At 70.6% G+C, this 26,396-nt stretch carries 23 protein-coding genes and 1 pseudogene; 17 read left to right on the forward strand and 7 right to left on the reverse strand.

Annotation, left to right across the window (positions count from 1 at the left end; all coding sequences use genetic code 11):
* Window positions 1-52: 52 nt before the first annotated feature.
* Window positions 53-979, reverse strand: coding sequence for a helix-turn-helix domain-containing protein (locus tag ACH34Q_RS06890; protein ID WP_395981910.1), 927 nt, complete (start codon window positions 977-979; stop codon window positions 53-55).
* Between the two features lie 181 nt (window positions 980-1,160).
* Between ACH34Q_RS06890 and ACH34Q_RS06895 the strand changes: the two genes are divergently transcribed.
* From ACH34Q_RS06895 to ACH34Q_RS06915, 5 genes are all read left to right on the forward strand, one after another.
* On the forward strand, window positions 1,161-2,090 hold the full coding sequence (locus ACH34Q_RS06895; protein WP_395981911.1) for a carbohydrate ABC transporter permease: 930 nt from the start codon (window positions 1,161-1,163) through the stop codon (window positions 2,088-2,090).
* Window positions 2,087-2,908: a carbohydrate ABC transporter permease gene (locus ACH34Q_RS06900; RefSeq protein ID WP_395981912.1), complete on the forward strand. Its 822-nt coding sequence runs from the start codon at window positions 2,087-2,089 to the stop codon at window positions 2,906-2,908. Before ACH34Q_RS06895 ends, ACH34Q_RS06900 begins: the two co-directional genes overlap by 4 nt.
* Window positions 2,905-5,637, forward strand: a complete 2,733-nt coding sequence (locus ACH34Q_RS06905; protein ID WP_395981913.1) for a family 78 glycoside hydrolase catalytic domain — start codon at window positions 2,905-2,907, stop codon at window positions 5,635-5,637. Before ACH34Q_RS06900 ends, ACH34Q_RS06905 begins: the two co-directional genes overlap by 4 nt.
* A gap of 7 nt (window positions 5,638-5,644) precedes the next feature.
* Window positions 5,645-6,910 carry an ABC transporter substrate-binding protein gene (locus ACH34Q_RS06910; RefSeq protein ID WP_395981914.1) on the forward strand — a complete coding sequence of 422 codons (1,266 nt, stop codon included), beginning with the start codon at window positions 5,645-5,647 and terminating at the stop codon, window positions 6,908-6,910.
* Window positions 6,911-7,031: 121 nt separating this feature from the next.
* A complete protein-coding gene (locus tag ACH34Q_RS06915; protein WP_395981915.1) occupies window positions 7,032-9,242 on the forward strand; it encodes a glycoside hydrolase family 3 C-terminal domain-containing protein in 2,211 nt (736 codons plus the stop codon).
* Window positions 9,243-9,307: 65 nt separating this feature from the next.
* On the opposite strand, the gene ACH34Q_RS06920 is transcribed toward ACH34Q_RS06915, so the two are convergent.
* On the reverse strand, window positions 9,308-10,081 hold the full coding sequence (locus ACH34Q_RS06920) for an IclR family transcriptional regulator (protein WP_395981916.1): 774 nt from the start codon (window positions 10,079-10,081) through the stop codon (window positions 9,308-9,310).
* A 251-nt stretch (window positions 10,082-10,332) separates the two neighbouring features.
* Between ACH34Q_RS06920 and ACH34Q_RS06925 the strand changes: the two are divergent.
* From ACH34Q_RS06925 to ACH34Q_RS06935, 3 genes and pseudogenes are all read left to right on the forward strand, one after another.
* Window positions 10,333-10,560 (forward strand): annotated as a pseudogene (locus ACH34Q_RS06925) (MFS transporter); the annotation flags it as partial.
* 121 nt (window positions 10,561-10,681) lie between these two features.
* Window positions 10,682-11,587, forward strand: coding sequence for an MFS transporter (locus ACH34Q_RS06930; protein ID WP_395982073.1), 906 nt, complete (start codon window positions 10,682-10,684; stop codon window positions 11,585-11,587).
* Between the two features lie 191 nt (window positions 11,588-11,778).
* A complete protein-coding gene (locus ACH34Q_RS06935; RefSeq protein WP_395981917.1) occupies window positions 11,779-14,238 on the forward strand; it encodes an ATP-binding protein in 2,460 nt (819 codons plus the stop codon).
* A 38-nt stretch (window positions 14,239-14,276) separates the two neighbouring features.
* Here the strand turns inward: ACH34Q_RS06935 and ACH34Q_RS06940 are convergent, their stop codons facing one another.
* A complete protein-coding gene (locus ACH34Q_RS06940) occupies window positions 14,277-15,512 on the reverse strand; it encodes an NAD(P)-binding domain-containing protein (RefSeq protein ID WP_395981918.1) in 1,236 nt (411 codons plus the stop codon).
* Window positions 15,513-15,516: 4 nt separating this feature from the next.
* On the reverse strand, window positions 15,517-16,083 hold the full coding sequence (locus ACH34Q_RS06945) for an OsmC family protein (RefSeq protein ID WP_395981919.1): 567 nt from the start codon (window positions 16,081-16,083) through the stop codon (window positions 15,517-15,519).
* Window positions 16,084-16,271: 188 nt separating this feature from the next.
* On the opposite strand from ACH34Q_RS06945, the gene ACH34Q_RS06950 reads away from it, so the two are divergent.
* The 3 genes from ACH34Q_RS06950 (at window position 16,272) to ACH34Q_RS06960 (ending at window position 18,829) form a co-directional block, all read left to right on the forward strand.
* The gene (locus tag ACH34Q_RS06950) at window positions 16,272-17,111 is read left to right on the forward strand and encodes a class I SAM-dependent methyltransferase (RefSeq protein WP_395981920.1); all 840 of its coding nucleotides are present in this window, start codon (window positions 16,272-16,274) and stop codon (window positions 17,109-17,111) included.
* 189 nt (window positions 17,112-17,300) lie between these two features.
* Window positions 17,301-18,143, forward strand: a complete 843-nt coding sequence (locus ACH34Q_RS06955) for a helix-turn-helix domain-containing protein (protein WP_395981921.1) — start codon at window positions 17,301-17,303, stop codon at window positions 18,141-18,143.
* 74 nt (window positions 18,144-18,217) lie between these two features.
* Window positions 18,218-18,829, forward strand: coding sequence for a dihydrofolate reductase family protein (locus ACH34Q_RS06960; RefSeq protein ID WP_395981922.1), 612 nt, complete (start codon window positions 18,218-18,220; stop codon window positions 18,827-18,829).
* Between the two features lie 102 nt (window positions 18,830-18,931).
* Here ACH34Q_RS06960 and ACH34Q_RS06965 read toward each other — a convergent pair whose 3' ends face one another.
* Together ACH34Q_RS06965 and ACH34Q_RS06970 are read right to left on the reverse strand one after the other, a co-directional pair.
* Window positions 18,932-19,141, reverse strand: coding sequence for a DUF397 domain-containing protein (locus ACH34Q_RS06965; protein ID WP_395981923.1), 210 nt, complete (start codon window positions 19,139-19,141; stop codon window positions 18,932-18,934).
* A 194-nt stretch (window positions 19,142-19,335) separates the two neighbouring features.
* On the reverse strand, window positions 19,336-20,574 hold the full coding sequence (locus tag ACH34Q_RS06970) for an RNA-guided endonuclease InsQ/TnpB family protein (RefSeq protein ID WP_395981924.1): 1,239 nt from the start codon (window positions 20,572-20,574) through the stop codon (window positions 19,336-19,338).
* Between the two features lie 50 nt (window positions 20,575-20,624).
* Between ACH34Q_RS06970 and ACH34Q_RS06975 the strand changes: the two genes are divergently transcribed.
* On the forward strand, window positions 20,625-20,783 hold the full coding sequence (locus ACH34Q_RS06975; protein WP_395981925.1) for an Arc family DNA-binding protein: 159 nt from the start codon (window positions 20,625-20,627) through the stop codon (window positions 20,781-20,783).
* Window positions 20,784-20,888: 105 nt separating this feature from the next.
* Here ACH34Q_RS06975 and ACH34Q_RS06980 read toward each other — a convergent pair whose 3' ends face one another.
* Window positions 20,889-21,827, reverse strand: a complete 939-nt coding sequence (locus ACH34Q_RS06980; protein WP_395981926.1) for a sigma-70 family RNA polymerase sigma factor — start codon at window positions 21,825-21,827, stop codon at window positions 20,889-20,891.
* A 138-nt stretch (window positions 21,828-21,965) separates the two neighbouring features.
* On the opposite strand from ACH34Q_RS06980, the gene ACH34Q_RS06985 reads away from it, so the two are divergent.
* From ACH34Q_RS06985 to ACH34Q_RS07005, 5 genes are all read left to right on the forward strand, one after another.
* On the forward strand, window positions 21,966-22,709 hold the full coding sequence (locus tag ACH34Q_RS06985) for a hypothetical protein (protein ID WP_395981927.1): 744 nt from the start codon (window positions 21,966-21,968) through the stop codon (window positions 22,707-22,709).
* A gap of 113 nt (window positions 22,710-22,822) precedes the next feature.
* Entirely contained in the window at window positions 22,823-24,052 is a 1,230-nt protein-coding gene (locus ACH34Q_RS06990; RefSeq protein WP_395981928.1) for an NAD(P)/FAD-dependent oxidoreductase, read from the forward strand.
* 20 nt (window positions 24,053-24,072) lie between these two features.
* Window positions 24,073-25,023, forward strand: a complete 951-nt coding sequence (locus tag ACH34Q_RS06995; RefSeq protein WP_395981929.1) for a sigma-70 family RNA polymerase sigma factor — start codon at window positions 24,073-24,075, stop codon at window positions 25,021-25,023.
* Window positions 25,024-25,177: 154 nt separating this feature from the next.
* On the forward strand, window positions 25,178-25,414 hold the full coding sequence (locus ACH34Q_RS07000) for a TraR/DksA family transcriptional regulator (RefSeq protein WP_395981930.1): 237 nt from the start codon (window positions 25,178-25,180) through the stop codon (window positions 25,412-25,414).
* A gap of 158 nt (window positions 25,415-25,572) precedes the next feature.
* Window positions 25,573-26,379, forward strand: a complete 807-nt coding sequence (locus ACH34Q_RS07005) for an SAM-dependent methyltransferase (RefSeq protein ID WP_395981931.1) — start codon at window positions 25,573-25,575, stop codon at window positions 26,377-26,379.
* The last annotated feature ends 17 nt before the right edge of the window (window positions 26,380-26,396 follow it).

Raw genomic sequence — 26,396 nt, forward strand, 5'->3', positions numbered from 1 at the left:
GGCGCGGAGGCCAGAGTCGTCCCATTGAATGGATGGGACGTTCGCGCTGCCTCTAGGCGCGGATGGGGGTGTGCGGGCTGGGCTGCAGGTCGACGGCGTGGTGCGTGAAGCGCTGCCGGTAGGTGGTGGCCGTCAGCCCGTAGTGGGCCTTGAACCGCCGGGCGAAATGGTTCTGGTCCGCCCAGCCCACGGCCCGGCCGATGTGGGTGATCGACTGGTCGGTGTGCAGGAGCAGGTAGGCCGCCTTCTCCACCCGGTGCTGGGCGAGGTAGGCCATCGGGGGCAGGCCGGTGGCGTTCTTGAAGATCCGGACCAGGTAGCGCGGGGCCAGATGGAGCTCGTCGGCCAGTTCGGTCAAGGTCCAGCGGTACGCCGGCCGCGCCTCCAGCAGCCGCATCGCCTGGGCCACCGCGGGGTGGGTCGGACCCGTACCGGTCTCGCTTCCGCGCTGCTCGGCGACCGCCCGGGCCAGCTGGCTGAGGAACAGCGTCAGGCGTCCGATGATGTCGCCGCGATGGCGGTCGACGCTCTCCCGGTTGAGCCGGTCCAGAGCGTCCAGGTGAACGACGGATGCCTTGAGCGCTTGTGCATCGAGCCGTGTGGTGAGCAGGCCCCGGCGCTGCATGGAGTTGGGCCCGGTCCACAGCAGGTATCCCATCAGGGGGTCCTCCCGGGTCCAGGCCAGTTCGCGCTGGAGCAGCTCGGTGCTGAAACAGCAGTTGTACACGTCCAGCCGCCGGCAGTCCTCGTACCCGTGCCAGACCCCCGGGCGCAGCAGTACGACCTCTCCGACCTGCAGTTCTCTGCGTCCGTCGAGTGATCGGTGCACTCCTCGGCCGCCGGTGACGACGGCGATCTCCACGAAGCTGTGGGTGTGCACCGGGTGGTCATGATCGTGGATGTAGTGGCCGGCGTAGGCGAGGGAACCGTCGGTGAAGTACAGCAGGCCCTTGGCCGTCCCGACAGGCGGATCGTCCATGGCGAGCACCCTAGCCTTCTCCGCCGAGGTGACTTCCGTGCTAGCGCTGGTCCATTTCGGGCTATCGGCACCCCGGGCGCCGGGCGCACGATCCCTCACTAACCGGTGACACCGTTCACCCGCCCGAAACGAGGTCGCCATGTGCGCTGCACCCGCGCCGCACGGCACTAGGAGGTCCCCCATGCCCGCGCGGTCCCCCAAGGAGGTGATCCCACGGAAGGAACCGGTGCGCGGCAGGCGGCGCCGAGGGCGGACTCCAGGCTGGTTCGTGCTCCCGGCGCTCGGCCTGTACGTCTTCGTCGTGCTGCTGCCCAGCGCGCAGGGCGCGACGTTCGCGTTCACCGACTGGGACGGACTGAACCCGGTCAAGCATTTCGTGGGCCTGGCCAACTTCCGCGAACTGTGGGCCGACCCGGCCGCCCGAGGCGCGCTGCGGCAGACCCTGATCATCGCGGTGACCATCACCATCGTCCAGAACGCCCTCGGACTGGCGCTGGCCATGGGCGTGCACAGCCGCATCAAGAGCCGTTTCGTCCTTCGGGTGATGCTTTTCGCACCGGCGGTGCTGACTCCGGTCGTCACCGCCGCACTGTGGAAATACATGCTGGCTCCCGAGGGCGCGGTCAACAGCCTGCTCGGCGCGGTCGGACTCACGTCATGGCAGCAGAACTGGCTGGGCGAGCCGGGCCTGGCGCTCGGCAGCGTCATCGGGGTCATCGTCTGGCAGTTCTCGGGCTATTCGATGGTCATCTTCCTGGCCGGTCTGCAGGGGATTCCCACCGAGGTGTACGAGGCGGCCGCCGTCGACGGCGCCGGTGCCTGGCAGCGTTTCCGCAGCATCGTGCTACCGCTGCTGGCACCCGCGATGACCATCAACCTGATGCTCTCGATCATCGGCGGGCTGAAGCTGTTCGACCAGGTGTGGGTGATGACCGGCGGCGGTCCCGGTGATTCGACCGAGACCCTTTCCACGCTGATCTACAAGAACGCCTTCCAGTTCAACGAGTACGGCTACAGCGTCGCGATGGCGATCGTCCTGACGGTCTTCGTCGCGCTGATCTCCAGCGGCCAGTACGGGCTGCTGCGCCGCCAGGAGAGGTCGGCCCGGTGAACCGCTATACCCCCGGCACGCTGCTGCGCGAGATCCTGATGATCGCGGTCACCGCGGTCATGGCGTTCCCGCTGTACATCCTGGTGAACCTGTCGCTGCGCGACCCGCGCGACGGCGGTTCGGCGATCAGGCCGACGACGTCGCCGACCCTGGGCAACTACGCCGACGCCTGGCGGGAGGCCGGGCTGGCCGGCGCCATCGTCAACAGCGTGATCGTGACCGCGATCAGCGTGGTGTTCATCGTGGCGGTGTCGGCCATGGCGGCCTACCCGCTGGCCCGGGTCACCGCCCGCTGGTCGCGCTGGACGTTCCTGCTGATCATGCTGGGACTGCTGCTGCCGTTCCAGCTCGCGCTGCTGCCGCTCTACCAGACCATTCGGGATCTGCAGCTGCTCGGCACGCTGGCGTCACTGGTGCTGTTCTACAGCGGCCTTCAGGTTCCCTTCGCCACTTTCCTGTACGCGGGCTTCCTGCGCGCCATCCCCCGGGACTACGAGGAAGCCGCGCTGATCGACGGGGCCGGTCCCGTCCAGGTCTTCTGGCGCGTCGTGTTCCCGCTCCTGCGTCCCGTCACCGGGACGGTCGTCATCCTGAACGCCATCTTCATTTGGAATGATTTCTTGACTCCTTTCCTGTACCTCAGCGGCGGAGACCAGCAGACCATTCCGGTCGCCATCTTCGGATTCCTCGGCCAGTACGTCTCGCAATGGAACCTGGTGTTCGCCGGACTCGTCCTGGCGATGCTGCCGATCCTGGCCGTCTACTTCGTCATGCAGCGGCACATCATCAAGGGATTCGCCGGAGGGCTGAAGGGATGACATTTCCCCCGACCACTGACTCCCTCACCCCGTACGGGCTCACCTGCGAGATGCTGCACGAGCCGCTGGGACTGGACGAGCCCTCGCCCCGCCTGTCGTGGAAACTGGCGTCCGAGCATCGCGGCGACCTCCAGAGCGCCTACCGGCTCACCGTGGCGCTCACCGAGGCCGACCTGGATTCAGGCCGTCTCCTCTGGGACACGGGCCGCCGGGACACCGGCGACACGCTGCTGGTGGCCTACGACGGGCCGCCGCTGGAGTCGGCCACGCGCTACCACTGGCGGGTCACCGTCTGGGACGCGCGAGGCGAGCAGGCGGGCCAGGCCGGTTCCTGGTTCGAGACCGGCCTGCTGCACCCTGACCAATGGCAGGCGTCCTGGATCGCCCGCGATCCGCACACGTCGCCCGTCCAGGAGCCGCCGCGCGATGAGGACCGCAGCGAACGCACCCGCCATCTGCTGCCCTGCTCGCACCTGCGGCGAGCCTTCACCCTGGACGGTCCACGCCCGGTCCGCGCCCGCGCCTATGTGAGCGCGCGCGGCCTGTACGAACTGCGCGTCAACGGCCATCGCGTCGGCGACGCCGAACTCGCTCCCGGGTGGACCGAGTACCGGCGGCGCGTTCTCTACCAGACCTATGACGTGGGCGACCTGCTGAACGAGGGTGACAACGTCGTCGGCGCGGTGCTGGCCGACGGCTGGTGGAGCGGCTACGTCGGATTCGACTCGCGCCGGCAGGCCCTGCACTACGGGGACGCGCCGGAGCTGATCGTCCAGGTGCTGCTGGACTTCACCGACGGTTCCCGCTGGTGGGTGCTGAGCGACGGTTCCTGGCGCGAGCATCCTGGACCGATCCGGTACGCCGATCTGCTGATGGGCCAGTACGTCGACGCCCGCCAGGAGCTGCCCGGCTGGGACCGTCCCGGCTACGACGACGGCGACTGGAATCCCGTCATCGTGACCGGCGACGACACCGCCGTCTTGCAGGCGTCCCCGGACCAGCCGGTACGCGTGCTCCAGGAGCTGAAGGCCCAGTCGGTGCGGCGACTCCCGGACGGGCGGTTCATCGTCGACCTCGGACAGAACATGGTCGGCCGCGTACGGCTGACGGTCCGCGGGGCCCACTCTGGGCAGCCGGTACGGCTGCGCCACGCCGAGATCCTCGACGGCGGCGAGCCGTACCTGGACAACCTGCGCACCGCCGAGGTCACCGACACCTACGTCGCCGCCGGCGAACCGGTGGAGGTGTTCGAGCCGCAATTCACCTTCCACGGCTTCCGGTACGTCGAGGTCACCGGCTATCCCGGAGAGCTGCGACCAGAGGACGTCACCGGGCGCGTGCTGCACAGCGACACCCCCTGGACCGGGGAGTTCGCCTGCTCCGACGAGACCGTCGACCAGCTGCACGCCAACATCCGCTGGGGCCAGCGCGGCAACTTCGTGTCCGTCCCCACCGACTGCCCCCAGCGCGACGAACGGCTCGGCTGGCTGGCCGACGCCCAGGTCTTCCTGCCCACCGCGTGCCGCAACGCCGACGTCGCCGCGTTCTTCGCCCGCTGGATGCGCGACGTGGTCGACGCCCAGCACGAGGACGGCGCGTTCGGCGACGTGGTCCCGGAGCTGTGCATGACCCGCGAGGGCGCCCCGGCCTGGGGCGACGGCGGAGTGATCATCCCGTGGCACCTGTACCGGACGTACGGGGACCGGCGGGTCCTGGAGCGCTCGTACGGCGCCATGAAGGCCTGGGTGGACCACGTCCGGCGGCACAATCCCGACCTGATCTGGCGCCACCGGGTCGGCAACCACTACGGCGACTGGCTCCAGGTGAACGCCGAGACCTCGCGCGACGTGCTGGCCACCGCCTACTTCGCGCGCAGCGCCGAACGCGTCGCCGAGACCGCCCGCGTGCTCGGCGCCGACGATGACGCCGGCCACTACGAAGCGCTGCACACCGCCGTCCGCGCCGCGTTCATCGACGCCTTCGTGGACACCGGCCAGGGCCGGGTCGACGGGGAGACCCAGACCGGCTACCTGCTCGCCCTGGCCTTCGGCCTGCTCCCCGCGCCGGCGATCCCGGCGGCGGTGGCGCACCTGGTCGCCGACATCCGGGCCCGGGGCACCCATCTGACCACCGGCTTCGTCGGTGTGGCGCTGCTGTGCCCGGTCCTCGCCGAGCACGGCCACGCCGGCCTGGCCTACGCCCTGCTGCACCAGGACGAGTATCCGTCCTGGGGCTATTCGATCCGGCACGGCGCCACCACGATCTGGGAGCGCTGGGACGGCTGGACCGAGAAGCACGGCTTCCAGTCGGCCGCGATGAACTCCTTCAACCACTACAGCCTCGGCTCCGTCGGCGAATGGCTGTACGGCGGCGTCGCGGGGATCCGCCAGCGGCCCGACTCGGTCGCCTACCGGCACCTGCTGCTCCAGCCCACCGTCGGCGGCCGCCTCACCTGGGCCCGCGCCCGGCAGGAGACCGCGCGCGGCACGGTGGAGTGCGGCTGGTCCCTGCACGAAGGGCGACTGCTGCTCCAGGCGACCGTCCCGCCCGGAGCGGACGCCACTGTCACCGTGCCGACCACGGCGCCCGGCGACGTCCACGAGGGCGGCAGGCCGGTGGCGGGACGCGACGACATCGAGATCACCGGCCGTACCGACCGGTCACTGACCGTCCGGCTCGGGAGCGGCCACTACCGGTTCAGCACCGATTCCATCCCCCCATCACCCTGAGGAAGCCATGTCAACGATCCATCGCGTCACCGCGGTCTGCGCGGTGTCGGCCGTCGCCCTCACCGCCGCCTGCAGCAGCGGCACCAACGCCTCCGGCGGAGGCGCCGACAAGCTGCGGGTGGCCGCCGTGGCCACCGACCGGGCCGGGACCGAGGCCGTCATCAAGGCGTTCACGGCGAAGAACCCCGGCGTGGAGATCACGCCGTCCTACTCCGACACCGACCAGTACCAGGGGACGCTGCGCACCCAGCTGTCCTCGGGGACGGCACCGGACGTCTTCTTCGCCTGGCCCGGCAACGGCAACCCCGGCGCCATCGAGGTCCTGGCCCCCACCGGCTATCTGGCCGACCTGTCCGGACGCTCCTGGACCGCGAAGATCCCCTCCGGGATCAAGCCGGTCACCCAGGTCGGCGGCAAGACCTACGTCGTGCCGCTGACCTTCGTCGGGATCGGCGCCCTCTACAACAAGAAGGCCCTCGGCGAGATCGGCGGGAAGATCCCCACCACCTGGACCGAGACGCTGGCCATGTGCGACGCGGCCAAGGCCAAGGACAAGTACGCCTTCGCGCTCGGCAACCAGACCGACTGGGTCACCCAGCTGGTGAACTACGCGCTGGTCCCCACCACCGTCTACCTGGGGGACAAGGACTTCGACCAGCGGATGAAGGCCGGCTCGGCCACGTTCGCCGGCTCCGGCTGGGGCACCGCGATGGCCAAGTACCTGGAGATGAACGAGCGCGGCTGCTTCTCCAAGGACCCGCTCGGTACCTCGTTCGAGACCTCGGTGTCCCAGCTGGCCAAGGGCAAGGCGGTGGCCGCCGTCCAGGTCACCTCCACCCTCAACCAGCTCAAGTCCGAGGCGCCCGCGGGCACCGAGTTCGGCATGTTCCCGCTGCCGGCCACCGGCAACGCCGCCGACACCCGGATGCCCGGCGCGGCCGGAGGCGCGTTCGCCCTGAACGCCAAGGCCCAGAACGCCGACCTGGCAAGCAAGTTCATCGACTTCATGGCAACGCCCGAGGCCATGAACCTTTATGCCGGTGAGACCGGAAACCTGCCGAGCATCCCCAACGACCAGTACAAGACGGACCCGTCCCTGCAGCCGCTGGTCGACTTCCAGAAGGCGGGCAAGACCGTGCCGTTCATGGACCAGCTCTGGCCCAACCCCAAGGTTCAGCAGGCCCACTTCACCGGCGTGCAAAACATGTTCTCCGGCAAGGCCGACCCGGCCACCGTCCTGAAGCAGATGGACAAGGCCTACACCGAGAAGTAGGAACGCCGCCGGATCCCGGACCGCCGTGCGTTGCGTTCCCTCGCACGGCGGCCCGCCTTCGCCAGGAGCACAGATGCGCTTACACCGTCCCCGCTCTGCAACTCGCACATTGACCGCCGTCGTGACGGCTCCCCTGATCACCGCCGCCGTCATCACCGCGATGGCCACGGCGAGCATCCCGGGCATCCCGGCCGCCGCCGCACAGGCCAGGCCCGCGTTCCCCGTCCAGTGCCCCTGGATGGACACGACCAAGACCGCCGGCCAGCGGGCCCGCCTGCTGCTGGACGCCAGTTCGCCGGGGCAGAAGATCCGCTGGCTGGACGAGCATTCGGCGACCCGGCCCGCCGAGACGACCTTCGAGGGCGTCGGCTACCCGGCTCAGCTGCCCTGCACCCCCACGATCACCTACACGGACGGCCCCGACGGCGTCCGCGGCTCCACCGGCGTGACCGCCTTTCCCGCCCCCATCTCCATGGCGTCCACCTGGAGCGACCAGCTCAGCCGTACCAAGGGCAAGGCCCAGGCAGAAGAGGCGTTCGACAAGGGCAAGGCCGTGGTCCTCGCCCCCGGCATCGCCAGTGGACGCACGCCGCTGTCGGGCCGCAACTCCGAGTACTTCGGCGAGGACGCGCTGCTGAGCGGCCGGCTGGCGGGCGCCACCATTCGCGGCCTGCAGAAGGGCAACCCGGGAAAGCCCACCCTGGCGGTCCTCAAGCACTACGTCGCCAACGAGCAGGAACTCGACCGCACGCTGAGTTCCTCCAACATCGATGAGCGAACGCTGCGGCAGGTGTACGACCTGCCGTTCGAGATCGCCATCAGCGACGGGCGGCCCGAGGGCGTGATGTGCTCGTACAACCAGATCAACGGCGTCTACGCCTGCGAGAACCCGCTGCTGCGCAAGGTGCTGAAGGGCACGCTCGGGTTCGACGGGTTCGTCGTGTCCGACTTCTGGGCGGTGCACTCCACCGCCCCGTCGCTGACGGCCGGCCTGGACCAGGAGCTCAACAAGCCCGTCCACTTCACCCCTGACAAGCTCACCGCCGCCCTCGACGCCGGCCGGATCACCCGGACGCAGATCGACCAGGCGGCCTTCCGCGTCGTGCGTTCCTACATCCGCGCGGGCCTGTTCGACCGCCCGGTGCCCACCGCGCCCGCCGACGACGTCTCCACACCGGCCAACAAGGCCGTCTCGCTGGACGTCGCCACGCGCGGCTCGGTGCTGCTGAGGAACCGGTCCGGCATCCTGCCCCTGAAACCGTCCCGACGGAAGATCGCCGTCATCGGGCCGACGGCGTCCAACACCCCCACCGACGGCATCAGCGCCGCCAGCGTCTGCGCGTCGCTGTTCTTCGGACAGCCGTCGGTGTCCTGCCCCAACCCCGTGGCGGCCGTGGACGCCATCACCCGGCGCGCCGCCCGCGACGGCGGGACGGTCACGTTCGACAACGGCAAGGACATCGCCGCCGCTGCGGCCGCCGCCAAGGGCGCCGACGTCGCCGTGGTGTTCGGCCACTACACCGAGGGGGAATTCGCCGACCGCCCCGACCTCAACCTCGACGGCAACGGCGACGCCCTGATCTCGGCGGCGGTCGCGGCGGCCAACCCCGACACCGTCGTCGTCCTGCAGACCGGCAGCGCCGCGCTCATGCCCTGGCACGACGAGGTCAAGGCCGTACTGCAGACCTGGTACGCCGGTGACCAGCAGGGCACGGCCGTCGCCCGGCTGCTGTGGGGGGACGCCAACCCGTCAGGCAAGCTGCCGATGACCTTCCCCAAGTCCGAGGCGGACCTGCCCACCCGTACCGCGCGGCAGTACCCCGGCGTCTTCCCCGACGGGTCCACCACCCGGCCGCCGGGCGACGAGACCACCATCCGCCAGGTCGACTACAGCGAAGGCCTCAAGGTCGGCTACAAGTGGTACGACCAGCAGGGCATCGAGCCCCTCTACGCCTTCGGGCACGGCCTGTCCTACACAAGGTTCGGCTACGAGAACCTGCGCGTGACTCCAAAGAGCTCCGGCGATGTCGAGGTCAGCTTCCTCATCAGCAACATCGGCGCACGTCCAGGGACGGAAACGGGCCAGGTGTACCTCACCCTGCCCGGCAGCGCCGGTGAGCCAGGCAAGCGCCTGGTGGCCTACACCAACGCCACCCTCAAGCCCGGTGGGACACGGGTCGTCAAGCTCACCATCAAGGCCGGCGGCCCCGATCACCCGCTGTCCTACTGGAACCCGACCACCGACAGATGGACCACACCGCACGGCACCTACACCGTCAGGGTCGGCTCGTCCTCGCGTGACCTGCCCCTGACCGGGTCGTTCACCCGCTGATCCACCCGGGATCCCTGCCCTGGCCGACCACACCGGTCAGGGCAGGGCCGAACGCATGCGCCCTGTCAGTCCCCCTTGGGCCGTGCAGACCCCGGTACGGCGCTCAACGCGCGGCTGAGGGCCAGGCCGGTGAGCTGGAGGTGCCGGTGCAGTGACCACGCGGCACCGTCGTTGGGCACGATCAGCCCGAGCGCGGCGACCACCCGCCCGTTCTGCCGGACCGGTACGGCGATCCCGGTGGCGTCGGGATGGATGTGGCCGGGGCAGAACGCGAACCCGCGGCGCCGTACCTCCGCCAGCTCCGCGCGCAGCGCCCGCTCGTCGACGATGGTGCGCGGGGTGAGGGCCGGAAGGGGCCCCTGGATGATCTGTTCCTGTACCTCGGCCGGTGCGTGGGTCAGCAGGACGAGCCCGGCGGACGAGGCGTGCAGCGGAAGCCGCCCCCCGATCCGGGTGAGGTTGACGACCGATTCCGGCGCCGTGAGCCGTTCGACGAACAGCACCTCCCCGGCGTCCAGGACGCCCAGCTGAGTGGAGTGCCCGACGACCGCCTGGAGATCCCCCATGTACTGGAGGGCGGCCTCGCGCAGGACCTGCATCGGCGAGGCCCGCTCGGCCAGCTCCCACATGCGCGTCCCGATCCGTACCCGGCGCTGCTGGTCACGGGTCAGCAGGCCGTGCCGGGTCATCTCCTTCACCAGCCGCGCCGCCGTCGCCTGCGGGAGCACCGCACGGCGGCTGATCTCCCCCACCGTCAGCACCGGCGCCTCGGGACCGAACGCGTCGAGGATCCGCACCACGCGGGTGAGGACCGACTCTCCACTGGGTGATCTGGCCACGCCTCCATTCTCTCAACCGCCGGAGGCAGCCGTGGCGAACCGATCCATTGAATGGATCCCCTATGGCCGCTCGATGTGATGCAGCTCATGCTCGGGCCACCGATCCCACCCCTGAAGGAGGCGGCCCTGTGAGTTCCGCGGGAATCGATCTGCGCGATCGGCTCGACCACAGCCCGATGACCACGCCGCAATGGACCGCGATCGCGGTGTGCGTCCTACTGAACGTCCTCGACGGCTTCGACGTCCTGGTCATGGCGTTCACCTCCGCGGCCGTCTCCGACGAGTGGGCGCTGTCGGGATCGCAGCTGGGGCTGCTGCTGAGCGCGGGCCTGGCGGGCATGGCGCTCGGCTCGATCCTGCTGGCGCCCCTGGCCGACCGGATCGGCCGCCGCGCGATGATCCTGATCGGCCTGACCCTGGCCGCGACGGGCATGGGGCTGTCGGCGATCAGCCAGAGCCCGCTCCAGCTGGGCGCCTTGCGCGTGCTCACCGGGATCGGCATCGGCGGCATCCTGGCGAGCAGCAACGTGATCGCCCGCCGAGTACGCCAACCGGCGCTGGCGCGGGCTGGCCGTCAGCCTCAACTCCACCGGCTACGCCATCGGCGCGACCGCCGGCGGCATCATCGCCGCCGCCCTGCAGAGCGGCGGCGGGTGGCGGCCGGTGTTCGCCTTCGGCGCGGTCGCCACCGCCCTGCTCATCCCGGTCGTCCTGTGGCGGCTGCCCGAGTCCCTGGACTTCATGCTGACCCAGCGTTCGCCCCGCGCACTGGGACGGCTCAACAAGCTGCTGGCGGCGATGGGGGAACCGGCCGTCCAGGAGATGCCACGCCCGATCGTGCCGCCCGGCGCCGGTCCGCGGCGGCCCCCCGGGCTCAAGCGGATCCTCGCCCCGTCGCTGCGCCGCAACACCCTGCTGACCTGGGCGGGGTTCTTCCTGGTGATGTTCGGGTTCTACTTCGTCACCAGCTGGACCCCCAAGCTGCTGGTCGAGGCCGGGATGTCGGCCAAGGAGGGCATCACCGGAGGCGTGCTGCTCAACCTGGGCGGCATCTTCGGCACCGCCCTGCTCGGGCTGCTGGCGGCCCGGTTCGCCCTCAAGAACGTCCTGGTCGCCTACACCCTCGCCACCGCCGCGCTGCTGGCCCTGTTCGTCCCGGCCGCCTCGGTGTACGGGCTGGTCCTGGCGCTGGGCGCGCTGATCGGCGTGTTCGTCAACGGCTGCGTCGCCGGACTGTACGCCCTCACCCCCTCCATCTACGGCCCCGACGTCCGGGCGACCGGTGTGGGCTGGGGCATCGGCATCGGACGCATCGGCGCGATCCTGTCGCCGCTGGTGGCGGGCCGGCTGCTGGACGCCGGCTGGTCCCCCGGGCAGCTGTTCCTGCTCGTCGCGGCCGTCCTGGTCCTGGGCGGCCTGATCGTGCGCTCCTTCCGGATCGACCGGGACGACCCGAGCGACTGGACTCCCGTGGCCCTCGCGACAGCGGCGGGCGGCCCGGCATGACCCCTCCTCCGTAGCTCGGTGTGCGTCCAGTGAGGTGACACGCTGCGGCTTGGTCCTCTTCGCGCCGTCGATGAACTCCATGCGGCGTCCTCAAGAGCCGGGGCGGCGGCCGGACTCGGCCTCGGGTGCCGGATGCGGGGGCGGGTCTTTTACCTTTGGGACGCCCCCCGCCGGAGCATGAGGAATGCGCCATGAGCCGATTCGTGTTCTCGGGTTTCCACCTCGATGGGACCACCTTCGAGCTCCGCCGCGAAGGCCGGGCGGTGCCGCTGGAGCCGCAGGTCTTCGACGTCCTGATGTACCTGGTCCGCCACCGCGATCGGGTGGTGCCCAAGGAGGAACTCCTCGACCAGGTCTGGGGTGACCGTTTCGTCAGCGATTCGGCGTTGACCAGCAGGATCAAGCAGGTCCGCAAGGCCCTCGGCGACGACGGGCGCCGCCAGCGCTTCGTGCGGACCGTCCACGGGCGGGGCTACCGCTTCGCCGCCGAGGTCGTCCGCGCCGACGGCGACGCGGGCTTGGATTCTCCCGGTACGCGGGCACCGGCCGTCGCGCCGCCGGTACGGCACAACCTGCCGGCGGAGCGGACGCCGTTGTTCGGGCGGGACGAGCAGATCGCCGAGGTGGCGGAACTGGTCGAGCGCGAGCGGCTGGTGTCGCTGCTCGGGCTCGGGGGTGCGGGCAAGACGAGGCTGGCCTGCGCCGTCGGGCGGCGGGCCCTGGACGGGTTTCCCGACGGTGTGTGGTTCGTCGATCTCACGCCCGCCGGGGGCGAGCACTCGGTGGCGACCACGATCGCCCGCGCCGCGGGGCTGGCGCTGGACGCGGGGGAAACGCGCGCCCAGCTCGCGCGGCTGCTGGAGCGCCGTGCGCTGTTCGTCCTGGACAACTGCGAGCACGTCCGCGGTGCTGTGGCGAGCACCGTCGATCATCTGCTGGACCGCACCGCCGGGCCGCGCTTCCTGGTGACCAGCCGCGAGCCCCTCGACCTGCTCGACGAGCGCAGGGTACGGGTGGAGCCGCTGGACGCGGGCGAGGTGTCGGCACCGGCCGTCGAGCTGTTCCGGTCCGCCGCCGAGCGGTTCGGCGCGGCGGTCGACGAGCGCGACGTGCCGATCGCGCACCGGATCTGCCGGGACCTGGACGGCCTGCCGCTCGCCATCGAGCTCGCCGCCGCCCAGTTGCGGGTGCTGCGCCCCACCGAGGTCGCCGACCGCCTCGACCACCGCTTCGAGCTGCTGCGCGCCCGGCGCGGGCCCGGGCACGAGCGCCATGCGAGCCTCGTATCGGTGCTGGAAGGCACCTGGGCCCTGTTGGACGGCGATGAGCGGGATCTGCTCGGCCTGCTGGCGGCGTTCCCAGGTCCGTTCGACCTCGAGGACGTGGAGCAGGTGGGCTCCGGGCTCGTTCCAGGGGCGGCCGCGCGCACGCTGGCGCAGCTGACCGACCGGTCGCTGGTCGTGGCCGCGCCGGCGGACGGACGGTTCCGCCTTCTGGAAACGGTCAGGTTGTTCACCAGGCACAACACGGACGCCCACCGGTACGCCGCCCGGCACGCGCGGTGGTGCCTGGATCAGGTCGGCGGCTCCTTGCACGCCCACCTCTTCGACCTCGCCCTGGCCGAATGGTGCGCCCGGCACTACGACGACGTACGTGCCGCAGCCCGCCACCTGCTCGACGACGGCCGCGCCGAGGACGCCGCGATGCTGCTGTCCAGCACCGCGCTGGCCATGCACTTCGACATCGGCGCCCGCGCCGCCGACCTGTTGCCGGGCATCGAGGACCTGGTCGAGCGCGTCGTCGACCCTGCGCTGACCGCCCGTCTCCACGTCACCGGCGTGTTCGCGGGCATGGCCACCCGCGCGCCGGAGCTGATCGCGGCACATGGCGCCGCCGCGGTACGCGCCGCGCGGTCGAGCGAGGACCCGGTCCTGCTGGCGGTCGCGCTGGTGCACCGGTCATGGTCGGTGGTCCTCGCCGACCCGGCCCGCGCCCTGGAGATGACCGGGCAGGCCCGCGCGCTGGCGGCACGGGCCGGGGACGTCCGTGTCGGTCACCTGGCCGCCTCGTACCACGCCTTCCACCTGGCGTGGACGCGGCGTTACGACGAGGCCATCGAGCAGGCCGAGGCCGTCGTCGCGGGAGGGCCGTGGCGCGCGGGCGGGCCGCAGGAGACCTTGGCGGCCGTCGGCCTCCTGGCGGGCTGCGAGGTGGTCCACCGGCCCGAACGGTGCCGGCGCTGGCTGGATCCGCTGCTGTCGCTCCCGTCCCCGGAACGGGCGATGTGGGGCAACCAGGTGATCGCCGCCGCGATCCTGGCGTCCTGCGGCGACCGCGCCGGAGCGGCGGCACTGGCCGGTGCCGTCCACGACCGGCTGGCCCGGGCGGGCCAGAACGGCCTGCCGGACCTGCTGGTGCCGGCGGCCATCCTGGCGCACCGGGAGGGCGACGATGGACGGGCGGCGCGCTGGATCCGGGCGGTGCGGGACTGCGGCCGTCCGACGCAGAGCTTCCACGTCACCTGCGCGTACCGCCGGCTCCGCGAGGTGGTCGGCATCGACCCGCAGGCGCCCCCGGCGACCGGCACCCTGGACGAGATCGGCGCTGAGGCCCTCGCGTGGATGCTCTCGGCCGCGTCCCCTGACGGGTGAGCACCGGCGGCCGTCGCGTCGCCCGCCGGCGGGGCCGGTCACGCGGCGGCCCGCCGCTGGGAGAGGTGGCGGACGAGGTGGTCGCACAGCTCGCGGGCGTCCGGCCCGGCTCCGGCGATGAGGCTGGACCTCCGGCGCCGCAGGAACGGCAGGCCGAGTACGTACGTGCCGGGCGCCGCCGCCACCCCGCCGTCATGGCGGAGGCGGCCGTGGCGGTCGAACAGCGCCCCGTCCAGCCGGGGGTAGCGGGGCCGGTAGCCGGTCGCCCACACCACGGTCGCGAACCGGGCCAGCTCCACCTCGGTCGGCGCGACCGGGACCCGGGTCGGCCCCGGCCGGTCGGGCGCGCCGACCCGGCCGATGAGCCCGTACGCCGCGACATGCTCGTCGATGAGGTCCAGCAGCCGGTGCAGTTTCAGGTCGGCGCCGGTGACCAGGTTGGCCAGCGAGCCGGAGAACTGCGCCCGTCCGCGTGACACGCCCACCAGGCGGCCCACGATCCGAACACCGGAGGCGGCCAGCGCGTTCAGGTCCAGGGGACGGCCCTCGGGCGTCCCCACCAGTTGCAGCGAGGGCAGTCGGCGGGCCCTGGCGAGGTCCTCGACCTGGTCGTAGCGCTCGTCGAGCCGGCCGATGGCGTCCATCCAGCGGTAGATGTCGCGGCCCCGATAGGTGCGGGGCACCCGGACGTGATCGCCGACCGCGAGGGTGACGGAACGGCCGGCGCGGCTGAGCTCGTCGGCGAGCTGGACACCTGCGGCGGACGCGCCGACCACCAGCACCCCGCCCGTGCCGACCTGTGCCGGACCGCGATAGTCCAGCGCGGTGAGCTGCCGGATCCCGGCCGGGATCGCGGCGGCGACGGCGGGCACCCGCGCGGATCCGGCGGCTCCGGTGGCCAGTACGACCGCCCGGCACCGCCAGGATCCCTGGTCGGTCTCGACCAGGGACCCCGCGTGCCCGATTCGCACGGCGGTCACCGTCGTGCCGGGGAGGACGGGCGCGCCGAACGAGCGGCCGTAGGACTCCAGGAAATCCGCGACCTCGGCGGCCGGCATGTAACCGTCCGGGTCGTCCCCGTCGTAGCGGTGCCCGGGCAGGCGGCTCATCCAGTTCGGTGTGAGCAGGCGCAGCGAATCCCAGCGTTCGCCGCGCCACGCCTGCGCGACGCCGCCCCGTTCGAGGACGACATGGTCGACCGACCGGCCGGTCAGGCATCTGCTCATCGCCAGGCCGGCCTGTCCCCCGCCGATGACGACGACCGCGGTTTTCATCGGATCAGGCCACCTCGACGGTGACCGCCGTGGGATTGGTGACGATGTCGAAGACGGCCGAGCGCTTCTGGGACTGGGCGACGATGGCCTCGATGTCGGACCGGGGCGCGTCGGCGTCGATCTCGTAGCGCACCCGGATGCCGCTGTAGCCGTTGCGCACCTCCGGGTCGATCCCGAGGATGCCCTGGATGTCCATGTCACCCTCGATGAGGGCCCGGACCGACTTCAGCCGCACGCCCCGGCGGGTGGCGACCGACGCGACACCGGCGGTCAGGCAGCCGACGAGTGCGACCAGCAGGGCCTCCACCGGCGTGGCGCCCTGGTCCGCCGAGGCGAAGATCTCCGGATGGTCGCCGTCGAAGACGAACGGGGTGCGGTGGGCGTGTTCGGCGCCGAGCCCGGAGAAGTCGGTCACGGTGGTGCGGCTGTGGGTACCGTTCACCCACTCGCACCGTGCCCGCCATGTGAACCGCGCGGCCTCGGGCGCGGCGGCGAGCATCTCCCGCGCGCCCAGCAGCGCCTCGACGTTGACGCCATTGTCGACGCCCGGTGTTTCGATCGTGCTGCTCACAGTGTGTCCCCTCGGTCGGTTCCGGTCCGCCGCCCCGTCCGGGATGTGGACGGGGCGATGGCACGACCTTCCGGCACTGCGACCCAGCGGACGTGGAGACCGGATGACGATGGCGTGGAGAAATCCTCCAGGAGATCTCCACACCGTCTCCACCTGACGGGCACCGGTCCGGGCCGACCATGGCGGCCATGAACACCAGCGACGGCACCACGACCACACAACCGCCCGCCTCCGGCACCTGGCGCGAAGCCGGCGTCGCGTGGGGGCATCGGGCCGACGACTGGGCCTGCCTGTTCGAGTCCTACTCGTCGGAGATGCTCGCCGCGCTCTTCCCCAGGATCGGCGTGCGGCCCGGGATCGCCCTGCTCGACATCGCCTGCGGCTCGGGCATGGCCGTCCGGCAGGCGATGGCCGAGGGCGCGACCGTGTCGGGCATCGACGCCTCCGAGGAGCTCATCGAGGTGGCCCTGCTCCGCAATCCGGATGCCGACCTGCGGGTCGGCTCGATGTTCGAGCTCCCGTGGGAGGACGACCGGTTCGACGCGGTCGTCTCCGTCAACGGCATCTGGGGCGGCTGCGCGCCCGCACTGGCCGAGGCGTACCGGGTGCTGCGGCCGGGCGGGACGATCGGCATCAGCTTCTGGGGCACCGGTCCCCCGCTCGACCTGCGCGCCTGCTTCAAGGCGTTCGCGGGCCTGGCACCCGAGGAGCACATCGGCTCGATGAAGCGGCTGAACAACATCGCCTTCCCCGGCGTGGCGGAGGAAATGCTCGAATCGTCCGGATTCGAGGTCCTGGAACGGGGCGCGCGGACGTCGACGATCGAATGGCCCGACGCGGAGATCGCCTGGCGTGCCCTGTCGAGCACCGGACCCGCCGTCCCGGCCCTGCGGCACACCGGCGCCGCCGAGGTCAGGCGCGCGGTGCTGGCCGCCATCGAGTCCTGCCGCGACCGGCGCGGCGTCTACCGCTTCCGCAACGACCACCATTTCGTGATCGCCCGCAGACCGCTGGAGGACACCGAGTGATCGGTATCCGTCGGCCTCCTGACGGAGGTGCGCTCATCGGTCTCCCGGTCTCTGTCGGGAGGCCGGTGGCGCAACCCGCCGATGGGTCCTTGAGCTCGATCATGTAGTCGCCGCCGGGATTACGATGTCGTCGTGACGACCCGAAGGGGTCTCTCGGCTGGACGACCGAACCCGAAGGTGACCGAGTCCATGGAATACGTCGCCCGGGTGCCCGCCCCGCCGCTCGACCGGTTCATCGATGACATCTACTGCCTGACCGGGGTGCCGCGCCACTCCCGGATGAACGTCCCGCCCATGCCGTCGGCACACCTGTTCATCAACCTGGGCGAACCCGCCCGCCTGTGGGATTCCGACCTTTCGGTGCCACCGGCGGTACTGGCCGATGGGTGGTTCATGGGCGTATGGACCAGGCGTTTCCATTACGAGTACCCGGCACGGGTCCGGCTCGTCGGGGTGCACTTCAAGCCTTGGGGGCTTTCGCCGTTCATCGGCATGCCGGCGACCGAACTGCGGGACCGGTGGGCGCCGGTCGACGCCGTCTGGCAACGGTCCGTGGACCGGATTCGCAACCGGGTCGGCGACACCGCATCGGCCACCGAGACACTGCGGGTGCTGGAGGAGGAACTGCGGTCGCGGCTGCTCGATGCACCGCCGCGGGGTCTCGACCTGGTCCTGCACACGGGCGGGCGTTTGGAGATCTCCTCCGGCGCGGTCCCGGTCGGTGCGCTGGCCGATGCCGCCGGAGTGAGCGGCAATCACCTGGCCACGCTGTTCAAGACCCATGTCGGGGTCACCCCGAAGCGGGTGGCGCGGATCTACCGCTTCGCGCGGCTGATCCTTTCCGTGGACGCCCCGCGTCCGGTCGACTGGTCGGAGCTCGCCCAGACGGCGGGCTATTTCGACCGGGCCCACTTCAGCAGGGAGTTCAAGGACTTCACCGGCCACACCCCGGCCGAATACCTGGCCCTGCGGCGCCGGTTCCCCGCCGAGCAGGGGTTTCCCCCGGACAGCGGTCCGATGCCCGCTGATTGATTTCTTACAAGCACGGCCGCCCGCCGAGGCGACAGGATCGGGAGCGGCCGCGCAAGGAGACTCGAGGAGATCCCGTGGGAACAGTGATCATGCACAGCGTGGTGTCGGTGGACGGCTTCATCGCCGACAAGAGCGGTGACGTCGGGCCCCTCCACGAGTGGTACTTCAGCGGGGACACCCCCATCGCCGAAGGCGACGACCAGGAATTCGACCATTCCGGAGCCGGAAGCGCCCTCAGGGTCTCACCCGCATCGGCGGAGTACATCCGGCGGATATGGGCCTCGATCGGCACGATCGTGATGGGCCGCAACCTGTTCGACCAGGTGAACGGCTGGGAGGGGCATCCGCCCGCGGGCGACCACGTGGTCGTGGTGTCGCACCGGCCCAAGCCCGAGGGCTGGCACCCCGAGGCGTCGTACCATTTCGTCGATGGCGTGACGGAAGCGATCGACAAGGCTCAGGAGCTCGCCGGGGAGCGGATCGTCAGCGTGAACGCCGGTGAGGTGGGCGGCCAGATCCTCGCGGCCGGCCTCGTGGACGAGCTGGCGATGGACGTGGTTCCGGTGGTGTTCGGGTCGGGCAGGCGCTACTTCGGCGGCATCGACGGGCAGCATCTGCTGGAGGATCCCCACGTGATCATCCACGGCGACCGGGTCCTGCACCTGGGATACAAGGTCCGCCGCTAACCGCGAACCCCAGCTTCGTGCGGCCGGATTCGTGGTCACCGCACCAGAGATGGATCGAGCCCTCGCCCGTGTCGGGTCGAGGGCTCGTTCAACGCTCGGGGGTCAGCTCAGGTCGTGCTCGCCGCTCTTCACACGACGGGCGAACGTACGCCAGTCGGCGGAGCGGAACACCAGGTGGGGGCCTTCCACGTTCTTGGAGTCGCGCACCCCGATGCTGCCTGGGAGCTGCGCAACCTCCACGCACTCCCCGCCACTACCGCCGCTGTGACTGCTCTTCCGCCACCGAACGATCGCCATGCCAGCCATGTCCATACCCCTCCGTGATCGACTCGATCAACTCACGGAAATCAGCGATCGAGCACTTCCGGTGGATGCGTCCGCCGAGCTGATCCAGAAAGCGATGGAGGGGTTCGAATGACTCTCGTCTGGCGCAAGTCGAGGCGTAGCGGAAGCGACCCCGCTACGAGCGACTGCGCTCGTCATGCCACATTTGAGTCCTCCCCTCCCTAACGGGAGGGGATTTCTGGCTCACGTTGGCTGCGGGCCGGCGGCCCGTCAGCTCTTACACGATCGGCACCAGCCGGGTTGAGACCAGCCCGGGCCAGCATCACGCGGGCGGAGTTCTTGTCCCTGGGGGAGACGGTTCCGCACGTGGTGCAGGCGTAGGTACGTTCTGAGAGGGGTAGTGCGTGCTTGGTTCTCGCTCCGCACTGTGCGCAGTCCATGGTGGTGTGCGCGGGGTGGACCAGGTGCAACTCACGGCCGTGCTTGCGGGCCATGTGGATCAAGGCGTGCTTGGTCGCGCCGATCGCCGCGTCAGCGGACTTACGGGCCATGGTGGTCTTGGTGAGGAACTTGGGGTGGAAGTCCTCGACCGCCAAGCGGTCATGATCGCGGACGACCTTCTTCGCCCACTTACGGCCGGTGTCCTCTCGCTGCCGGGCGACCTTCTTGTGCAGCTTGGCGGCCTGCCGCTTGGCCGCCTGGTAGCCCTTGGAGGCGGACTGTCCGCGTTTGGGTTTGCGGCGGGCCATCATCCGCTGATACCGCGCCAGGTTCGCGGCTGCGGCCTTGCCGTGCTGGGCGTGCGGGAGGTCGTGGGCGTCGCTGGTGGTGGTCGCGGTCTCCCTCACGCCCCAGTCGATACCGATGGCACGCCCGGTGGCGGGCAGCGCCTGGGTGGTCGTGGCCACGACGAACGATGCGTACCAGTGTCCGAGACTGTCGCGGTAGACGCGGACCGAGGACGGCGGCTCGGGCAGGGACCGCGACCACACCACGCCCAGGCTGATCCCGCCCGCCAGGCGCAGGCGCCCGTCTTTGAGGCGGAACCCGCGCCGGGTGTAGTTCAGGCTCGCCTCGGCGGCGTTCTTCTTCTTGTACTGGGGCATCCCCGCCCGCTGCCGCTGCGGCGACCCGGCCTTGATGTCCTTGCACGCCTTGGCCCGCGACCTGGCGAAGTCGCGGATGACCTGCTGCTGCGTCACCGAACTGCCCGCACGCAGCCACGCGTTCACGGCGCGGGCCTGGGTCAGCATCTTGTCCAGCCGGGCCGGGCCGCACTCCTCACCCTCGGCGTATGCCTTCTTCGAGCGGGCGCAGCATTCATTCCAGAGCCATCGGCACCGCGCCCACTCCGCCAGCAGCCCGGCATGGGCGGTCGACGACACGCGCAGCCGGTAGGTGTACCGGGCATGTCCGGCGTCCTCGGCTCCTGCCGCGTCAACCCCCTGCTGCGTCAGCACGACGTCATTCTACCACTATGAAGCCGTCGCTATGCACCTAGCATGGAGTCATGGACGACACAACGCGCATCACCCTCAGACTGCCCACCGACCTCCACGAGTGGCTGGTCGTTGAGGCCAAGACCGCCCGCAGATCCCTCAACTCCGAGATCGTCCACCGCCTGGAGACCGAGCGCGACACCGCCGAGACGGACGGCGAAACGCCCTGACAGCGATCCGCCTTTCCCTGCACTGCTGCGCAGGAGTCCGATTCATCCCCGGCCTGAAGGCCGGGGCATCCTCGAAGGAATCAGGTGAACGATGTCGGTCATGCACTACATACGGGACGGCGGCTCCAGAGTCATCGGCAATTCGAACATCGGGAACAGGGAAGGGTCGAGATAGGTGGTCATGGCGGCGATCGACCCGTCCCGGACATCGACGATGACCAGGCCGAACGCTCGCCCCTCCCGGTACTGCGCGAGGGCGGTCGACCCGTTGGCCGCCGTACGGACCAGCCGGTCGCCGGCGCATGCCCCGCCTGCGCCGAGCAGGGCCGTGCGGATCGACTCCCGGCCGCTGAGCCACCACGCGAACGGCGGCATCGACATGGTGGCGTCCCGGTGGAGCAGTGCCACCAGGCCGTCGACGTCGTAGGAGGTGAACGCCTTGACGTACCGGTCGAGCAGGTCCGGGTCGATCTCGCTGTCCCCGCCCGGCCCGCGCCGCCCGGACATGGTCGCCCGCGCGCGTTGCAGGGCGCTGTTGACCGCGGCCGGGCTGCAGTCCAGGAGCGCGGCCGTTTCCTCCGCCGACCAGCTCAGCACCTCGCGCAGGATGAGGACCACCCGCTGACGCGGCGGCAGGGCCTGCAGGGCGGCGATGAACGCCAGCCGGATCGTTTCGCGCTGAACGGCGAGTTCGGCCGGGTCTCCTTCGGAAGGCAGCACGAGCCGGTCGGGGACCGGCCGTACGAAGGCGCCGGAGTCCAACGGCGCCCCAAGGGCACCCCCAACGGGCGTGGCCGGGCCGATGTCCATCGCAAGCGCGCGCCGCTGGACGGCGCGGGTCATGTCGAGGCACACGTTGGTGGCGATCCGGTACAGCCAGGTGCGCAGGCGGGCTCTGCCCTCATCGAACCGGTCGGCGCTCTTCCAGGCGCGCACGAACGTCTCCTGAACGGCGTCCTCGGCCTCGGCGGCGCAGGCGAGCATCCGGTAGCAGTAGGCGGTCAGCTCGACCCGGTGCGTTTCCAGCCGATCCTCGAATTTCACCCGGCCACACTAAGGCCTGATTCGAGGTTGATCAGAGCCACTCGTCGAGGGCTGCTCGAACTCGAACGGCGCGAGTTTCGCCCCACGCCACGTACTGCGCCCGCAATAATGATGGTTCGCTGTAAGACTTGGAGGGCCATGGGGCACAGTCCTGATCCCCCTCAGCTGATACCTCTGAAAAATCTTCGCATCACGCGCCGTAAAGCGCACCTCGAAATCCGGCCCGGCTGGCTCGTACTTCGGTTGCCGTGGTACTTCGGACGGAACCTTTGGCAGGTTCCCATCGGCGAGGTCCACGTCGTGGACATGTCCTCGCGGTACGCCACGGTCAAAAGGTCCACTGACCTGCATCCGGACCCCGTCACGGTTCCGTTCCTGACCACCGCCAGCCACCTCGCCCGTCCCACGCTGATGCTGCTCTTCACCACGCCGCAGCCGATACCGGAACTGCGACTGAAACCGGAGGCCTTCGCCAATCTCGCGGATGACCGTCATCCCGAACCGGGCACCGGCAGCATGATCGACGGGGTGCAACTGGTCGCCAAGAACCCCGCCGAGGCGGCCCACCGCCTCGTCGCCGCGGGCGCCCACCAGGCCCACGACTCGCGGCAATGGCTGCGCGAGCATCGCCGGCACGCCACCGATCCGGTCGAGCGGACCATCATGCGAAAGCGCCGCTCGCGGCTCCGCACGGTATGGATCACCTCACAAGTGATCTTCTGGGTATTCTGTCTACCTTCCTTTGTCGCCGCCCACACCCTCTCCTTGGATGACGACTTTCCATTGTGGCTGCTGTGGACGTTGATAGGCATCAACGTGGTGAGCGCCCTCCTCATGCGGCCGCTGGACCGCCGTACCCATCGATCTGGGAGGCGGCACTGACCCAGGCCGTCAGCCAACGTTCTGTGACCCATGCCACATGGGGTTCCTGTCAGGAATCGGCGTGCCGTTCCGCTCAACTCACCGAGAGAGCAGCCGAACGGCAGGAGCACCACATGAAGCACCGCATCGTCGTCCTCGGCGCCGGCTATGCCGGGTCCTACGCGGCCGGGAACCTGGCCCGCCGGCTTTCCCCGGCGGATACCGAGATCACCGTGGTCAACGCCGTGCCGGACTTCGTCGAGCGGCTGCGGCTGCACCAGTTCGCGGCCGGTCACGAGATCGAGACCCAGAAGCTCGCCGACGTCTTCTCGGGTACGGGGATCCGGCTGCGGCTGGCCCGTGTCACCGCCGTCGATCCCGAGCGCCAGGTCGTCGCCGTGGCCGACGCCGACGGCGGCGGCGAGCTCGGCTACGACACGCTTCTCTACGCGCTCGGCAGCCACGTGGCCGACCACGGCGTCCCCGGCGTGGCCGAGCACGCCTTCAACGTCGCCGCGCGGCCCTCGGCGCTGCGCCTGCGCGAGCACCTGGACGCCCTGGAGGAGCGGGGCGAGGGCGGGAGTGTGCTGGTCGTCGGCGACGGGTGGACCGGCATCGAGACCGCCACGGAGTTCGCCGAGGCCCGGCCCGGCCTGTCGGTGACGCTGATCGCCCGCGGTGAGCTGGGTGCCCGGCTCTCCCCCGGAGCCCGCGGCCACCTGCGGCAAGCCTGCGACCGGCTGGGCATCACCGTCCTGGAGCACACCAGCGTCGAAGCCGTCGAAGCGGCGCGGGTGCTGTGCGCCGACGGCACCGCCCTGGCGTCCGACGCGACCGTGTGGACGGCCGGGTTCGCGGTCGGCCCCATCGCCGCCGCCGGCGGGCTGGAGGTCACCGAGAACGGCCAGATCGTCGTCGATCGCACCATGCGGTCGGTCTCGCACCCGAACGTCTACGCCGCCGGCGACAGCGTCCACGCCGTCGGCGACAACGGCCTGCCGCTGCCGATGTCCTGCGCTTCGGCCGGCTACACCGGCCGGCAGGCCATGAAGGCGATCCTGGGACACCTGACCGGCCGCGACATCCCGCACACCAAGCTGGACTTCCAGGGCAACCACATCAGCCTCGGGCGGCGGGACGCGATCCTTCAGATGGTCGACGACCAGGCGCGGCCGAAGCCGAAGTACGTGGGCGGCCGCAAGGCCGCGCGGATCAAGCTCGGCATCCTCAAGATGTCGCTGTGGACCAACGCGCACCCGACCTTCGGCCTGCCCAAGCGCAAGCGCCATCTGGCCGCCGCGCCGGATGCGTCCGCCGCGGTCCCGCACGTGCCCGACGCGTCCGCCGACAAGGTGATCGCGTAGCCGCCGATAGGGTGGTCCGCGTGGACGGCACCGCCGACGATCGCTTCGGCACCGGTCGGTTCGAGGCCAGCCGGAACCGGCTGGCCTCGCTGGCGTACCGGCTGCTGGGCTCCGCCGCCGACGCCGAGGACGCCGTGCAGGACGCGTTCCTGCACTGGCAGGCCGCCGACCGGCGGCTGATCAAGGTACCGGAGGCCTGGCTGACCAAGGTCGTCACCAACCTGTGCCTCGACCGGCTCCGCTCGGCACAGGCCCGCCGCGAACGCGCCGCCGGCGCCTGGCTGCCCGAACCGCTCCTGGACGGCGACCCGATGCTCGGCCCGGCCGACACCTTCGAGCAGCGCGAATCGGTCTCGCTGGCCGTGCTGACCCTCATGGAGCGCCTGTCACCCGTGGAGCGGGCCGTCTACATCCTGCGCGAAGCGTTCTCCTACGGTCACGCCGAGATCGCCGAGATCCTCGACATCTCCGAGTCCGCTAGCCAGCAGCACCTGCACCGGGCCCGGCGCCGCGTCACCGCCGCGCGCCACGGCGGCGAAGCCGATCCGGCATCCGCCCGCCGGATCGTCGAGGAGTTCCTCGCCGCCGCCTCCTCGGGCCGCACCGAACGGCTGGTGGCGCTGCTCACCGACGACGCGACCGCGATCTCCGACGGCGCCGGCCTGGCCGCGACGCTGCTGCGGTACGACACCGCGCAGCGCATCGCCGCCGTCGTACGGGCCGGCTTCAGACCCACACCCGCGAAGCGGCGGCTCGCCGGCGGCACGCCCGCCGTCCACTACGCGCCCCTCAACGGCGCCCCCGCCCTCCTCTTCGTGGTCGGTGACAAGGTCGCCGGCGCCGTGTCGTTCGACATCACCGGCGGCAAGATCGCAACCGTGATCGGCATCGCCGCACCCACCCGCCTCACCCGCCTCACCGAGGCTTGGCGGCGGCACGAACCGGGAACACCGCTGATCACCCAGTGGTGACCCGACACCGCCCCTGCCGGCCCGCTCAAGGAACGGAGGCGAAACCCTGAACCCGTCCTCACCCGCGGAGGCGCTGAACGCCGAGCGTGCGGGCACTCTGGACCTGATCGCCGCACTGACCCGTGACTGGGAGGGCATCGTCGAGTCGTCCAGCATGACCGGCGTCGACGACGAGCACGATCCCGAAGGCGCGACGATCGCCTTCGAACGGTCCCGGGTCGAGTCCGCGCTGCATCAGGCGCGCGGCCACCTTGCCGATCTGGACCGAGCGGTCGAACGCCTCCGTGACGGAACGTACGGGACCTGCGAACGCTGTGGCGGGCCGATCGCCGCCGCCCGCCTGGTCGCGCGCCCCGCGGCGCGTACCTGCATCACCTGCGCCGCGCGCTGAGCCGGAGGAGACGCCGCCTACCGTGATCACCTGATCGCGCTGAGGACAGGGCCGTCTCGGCGGCCTGATTCGCATGCCACGCCCGGGCATAACGGCGTAAAGTCGAGTTGAAGATCACCCAGGCCGTGCGGCCCTGACGGGAACGGACACAACACCACATGGACGACGCGCAGCAGTCCGCCGAGATCGATACGACCGTGCCGCACTCGGCCCGCATCTGGAACTACTGGCTGGGTGGCAAGGACAACTACGAGGTCGACCGGGTGGTGGGCCGGCAGGTCGAGGAGATCTTCCCCGGCTTCGTGCAGGTGGCCCGGATGACCCGCCAGTTCACCGGTCGCGCGGTCCGTCACCTGGCGGCCGAGGCCGGGATCCGCCAGTTCCTGGACGTCGGCACCGGGCTGCCGACGGCCGACAACACCCACGATGTGGCCCAGCGCATCGCGCCCGATTCCCGCATCGTCTATGTCGACAACGACCCGCTGGTCCTCGTGCAGGCCCACGCGCTGCTCACCAGCGCGCCCGAGGGGGCGACCGCCTACGTGGACGCCGACCTGTGCGAGCCGCAGGAGATTCTGAAGGCCGCGCGGGAGACGCTGGACTTCGACCAGCCGATCGCGCTGATGCTGATGGGGATCCTCGGGCACATCGACCCCTACGAGCGGGCCCGCGACATCGTCGCCACCCTCGTCGACGCGCTGCCGTCGGGCTCCTACCTCACCATCGTCGAGGCGGACGACACCCACCCGGCGTTCGTGGAGTCGATGCGCACCTACGCCGAGTCCGGCGCGGTCCCGTACAACCTCCGCAGCCCGGAGCAGATTCGCGGCTTCTTCGCCGGCCTGGAACTGGTCGAGCCGGGGCTCGTCGCACCGCACACCTGGCGGCCGGAACAGCAGAACGAGATCGGCTCCTCCGAGCCCATTCCCGGCGCCGGCCTGGCCGCGATAGGCCGCAAGCCCTGATCCTCGTGGTCGACCGC

The sequence above is a fragment of the Actinomadura sp. 9N407 genome (assembly GCF_044326315.1).
Taxonomy (GTDB): domain Bacteria; phylum Actinomycetota; class Actinomycetes; order Streptosporangiales; family Streptosporangiaceae; genus Spirillospora.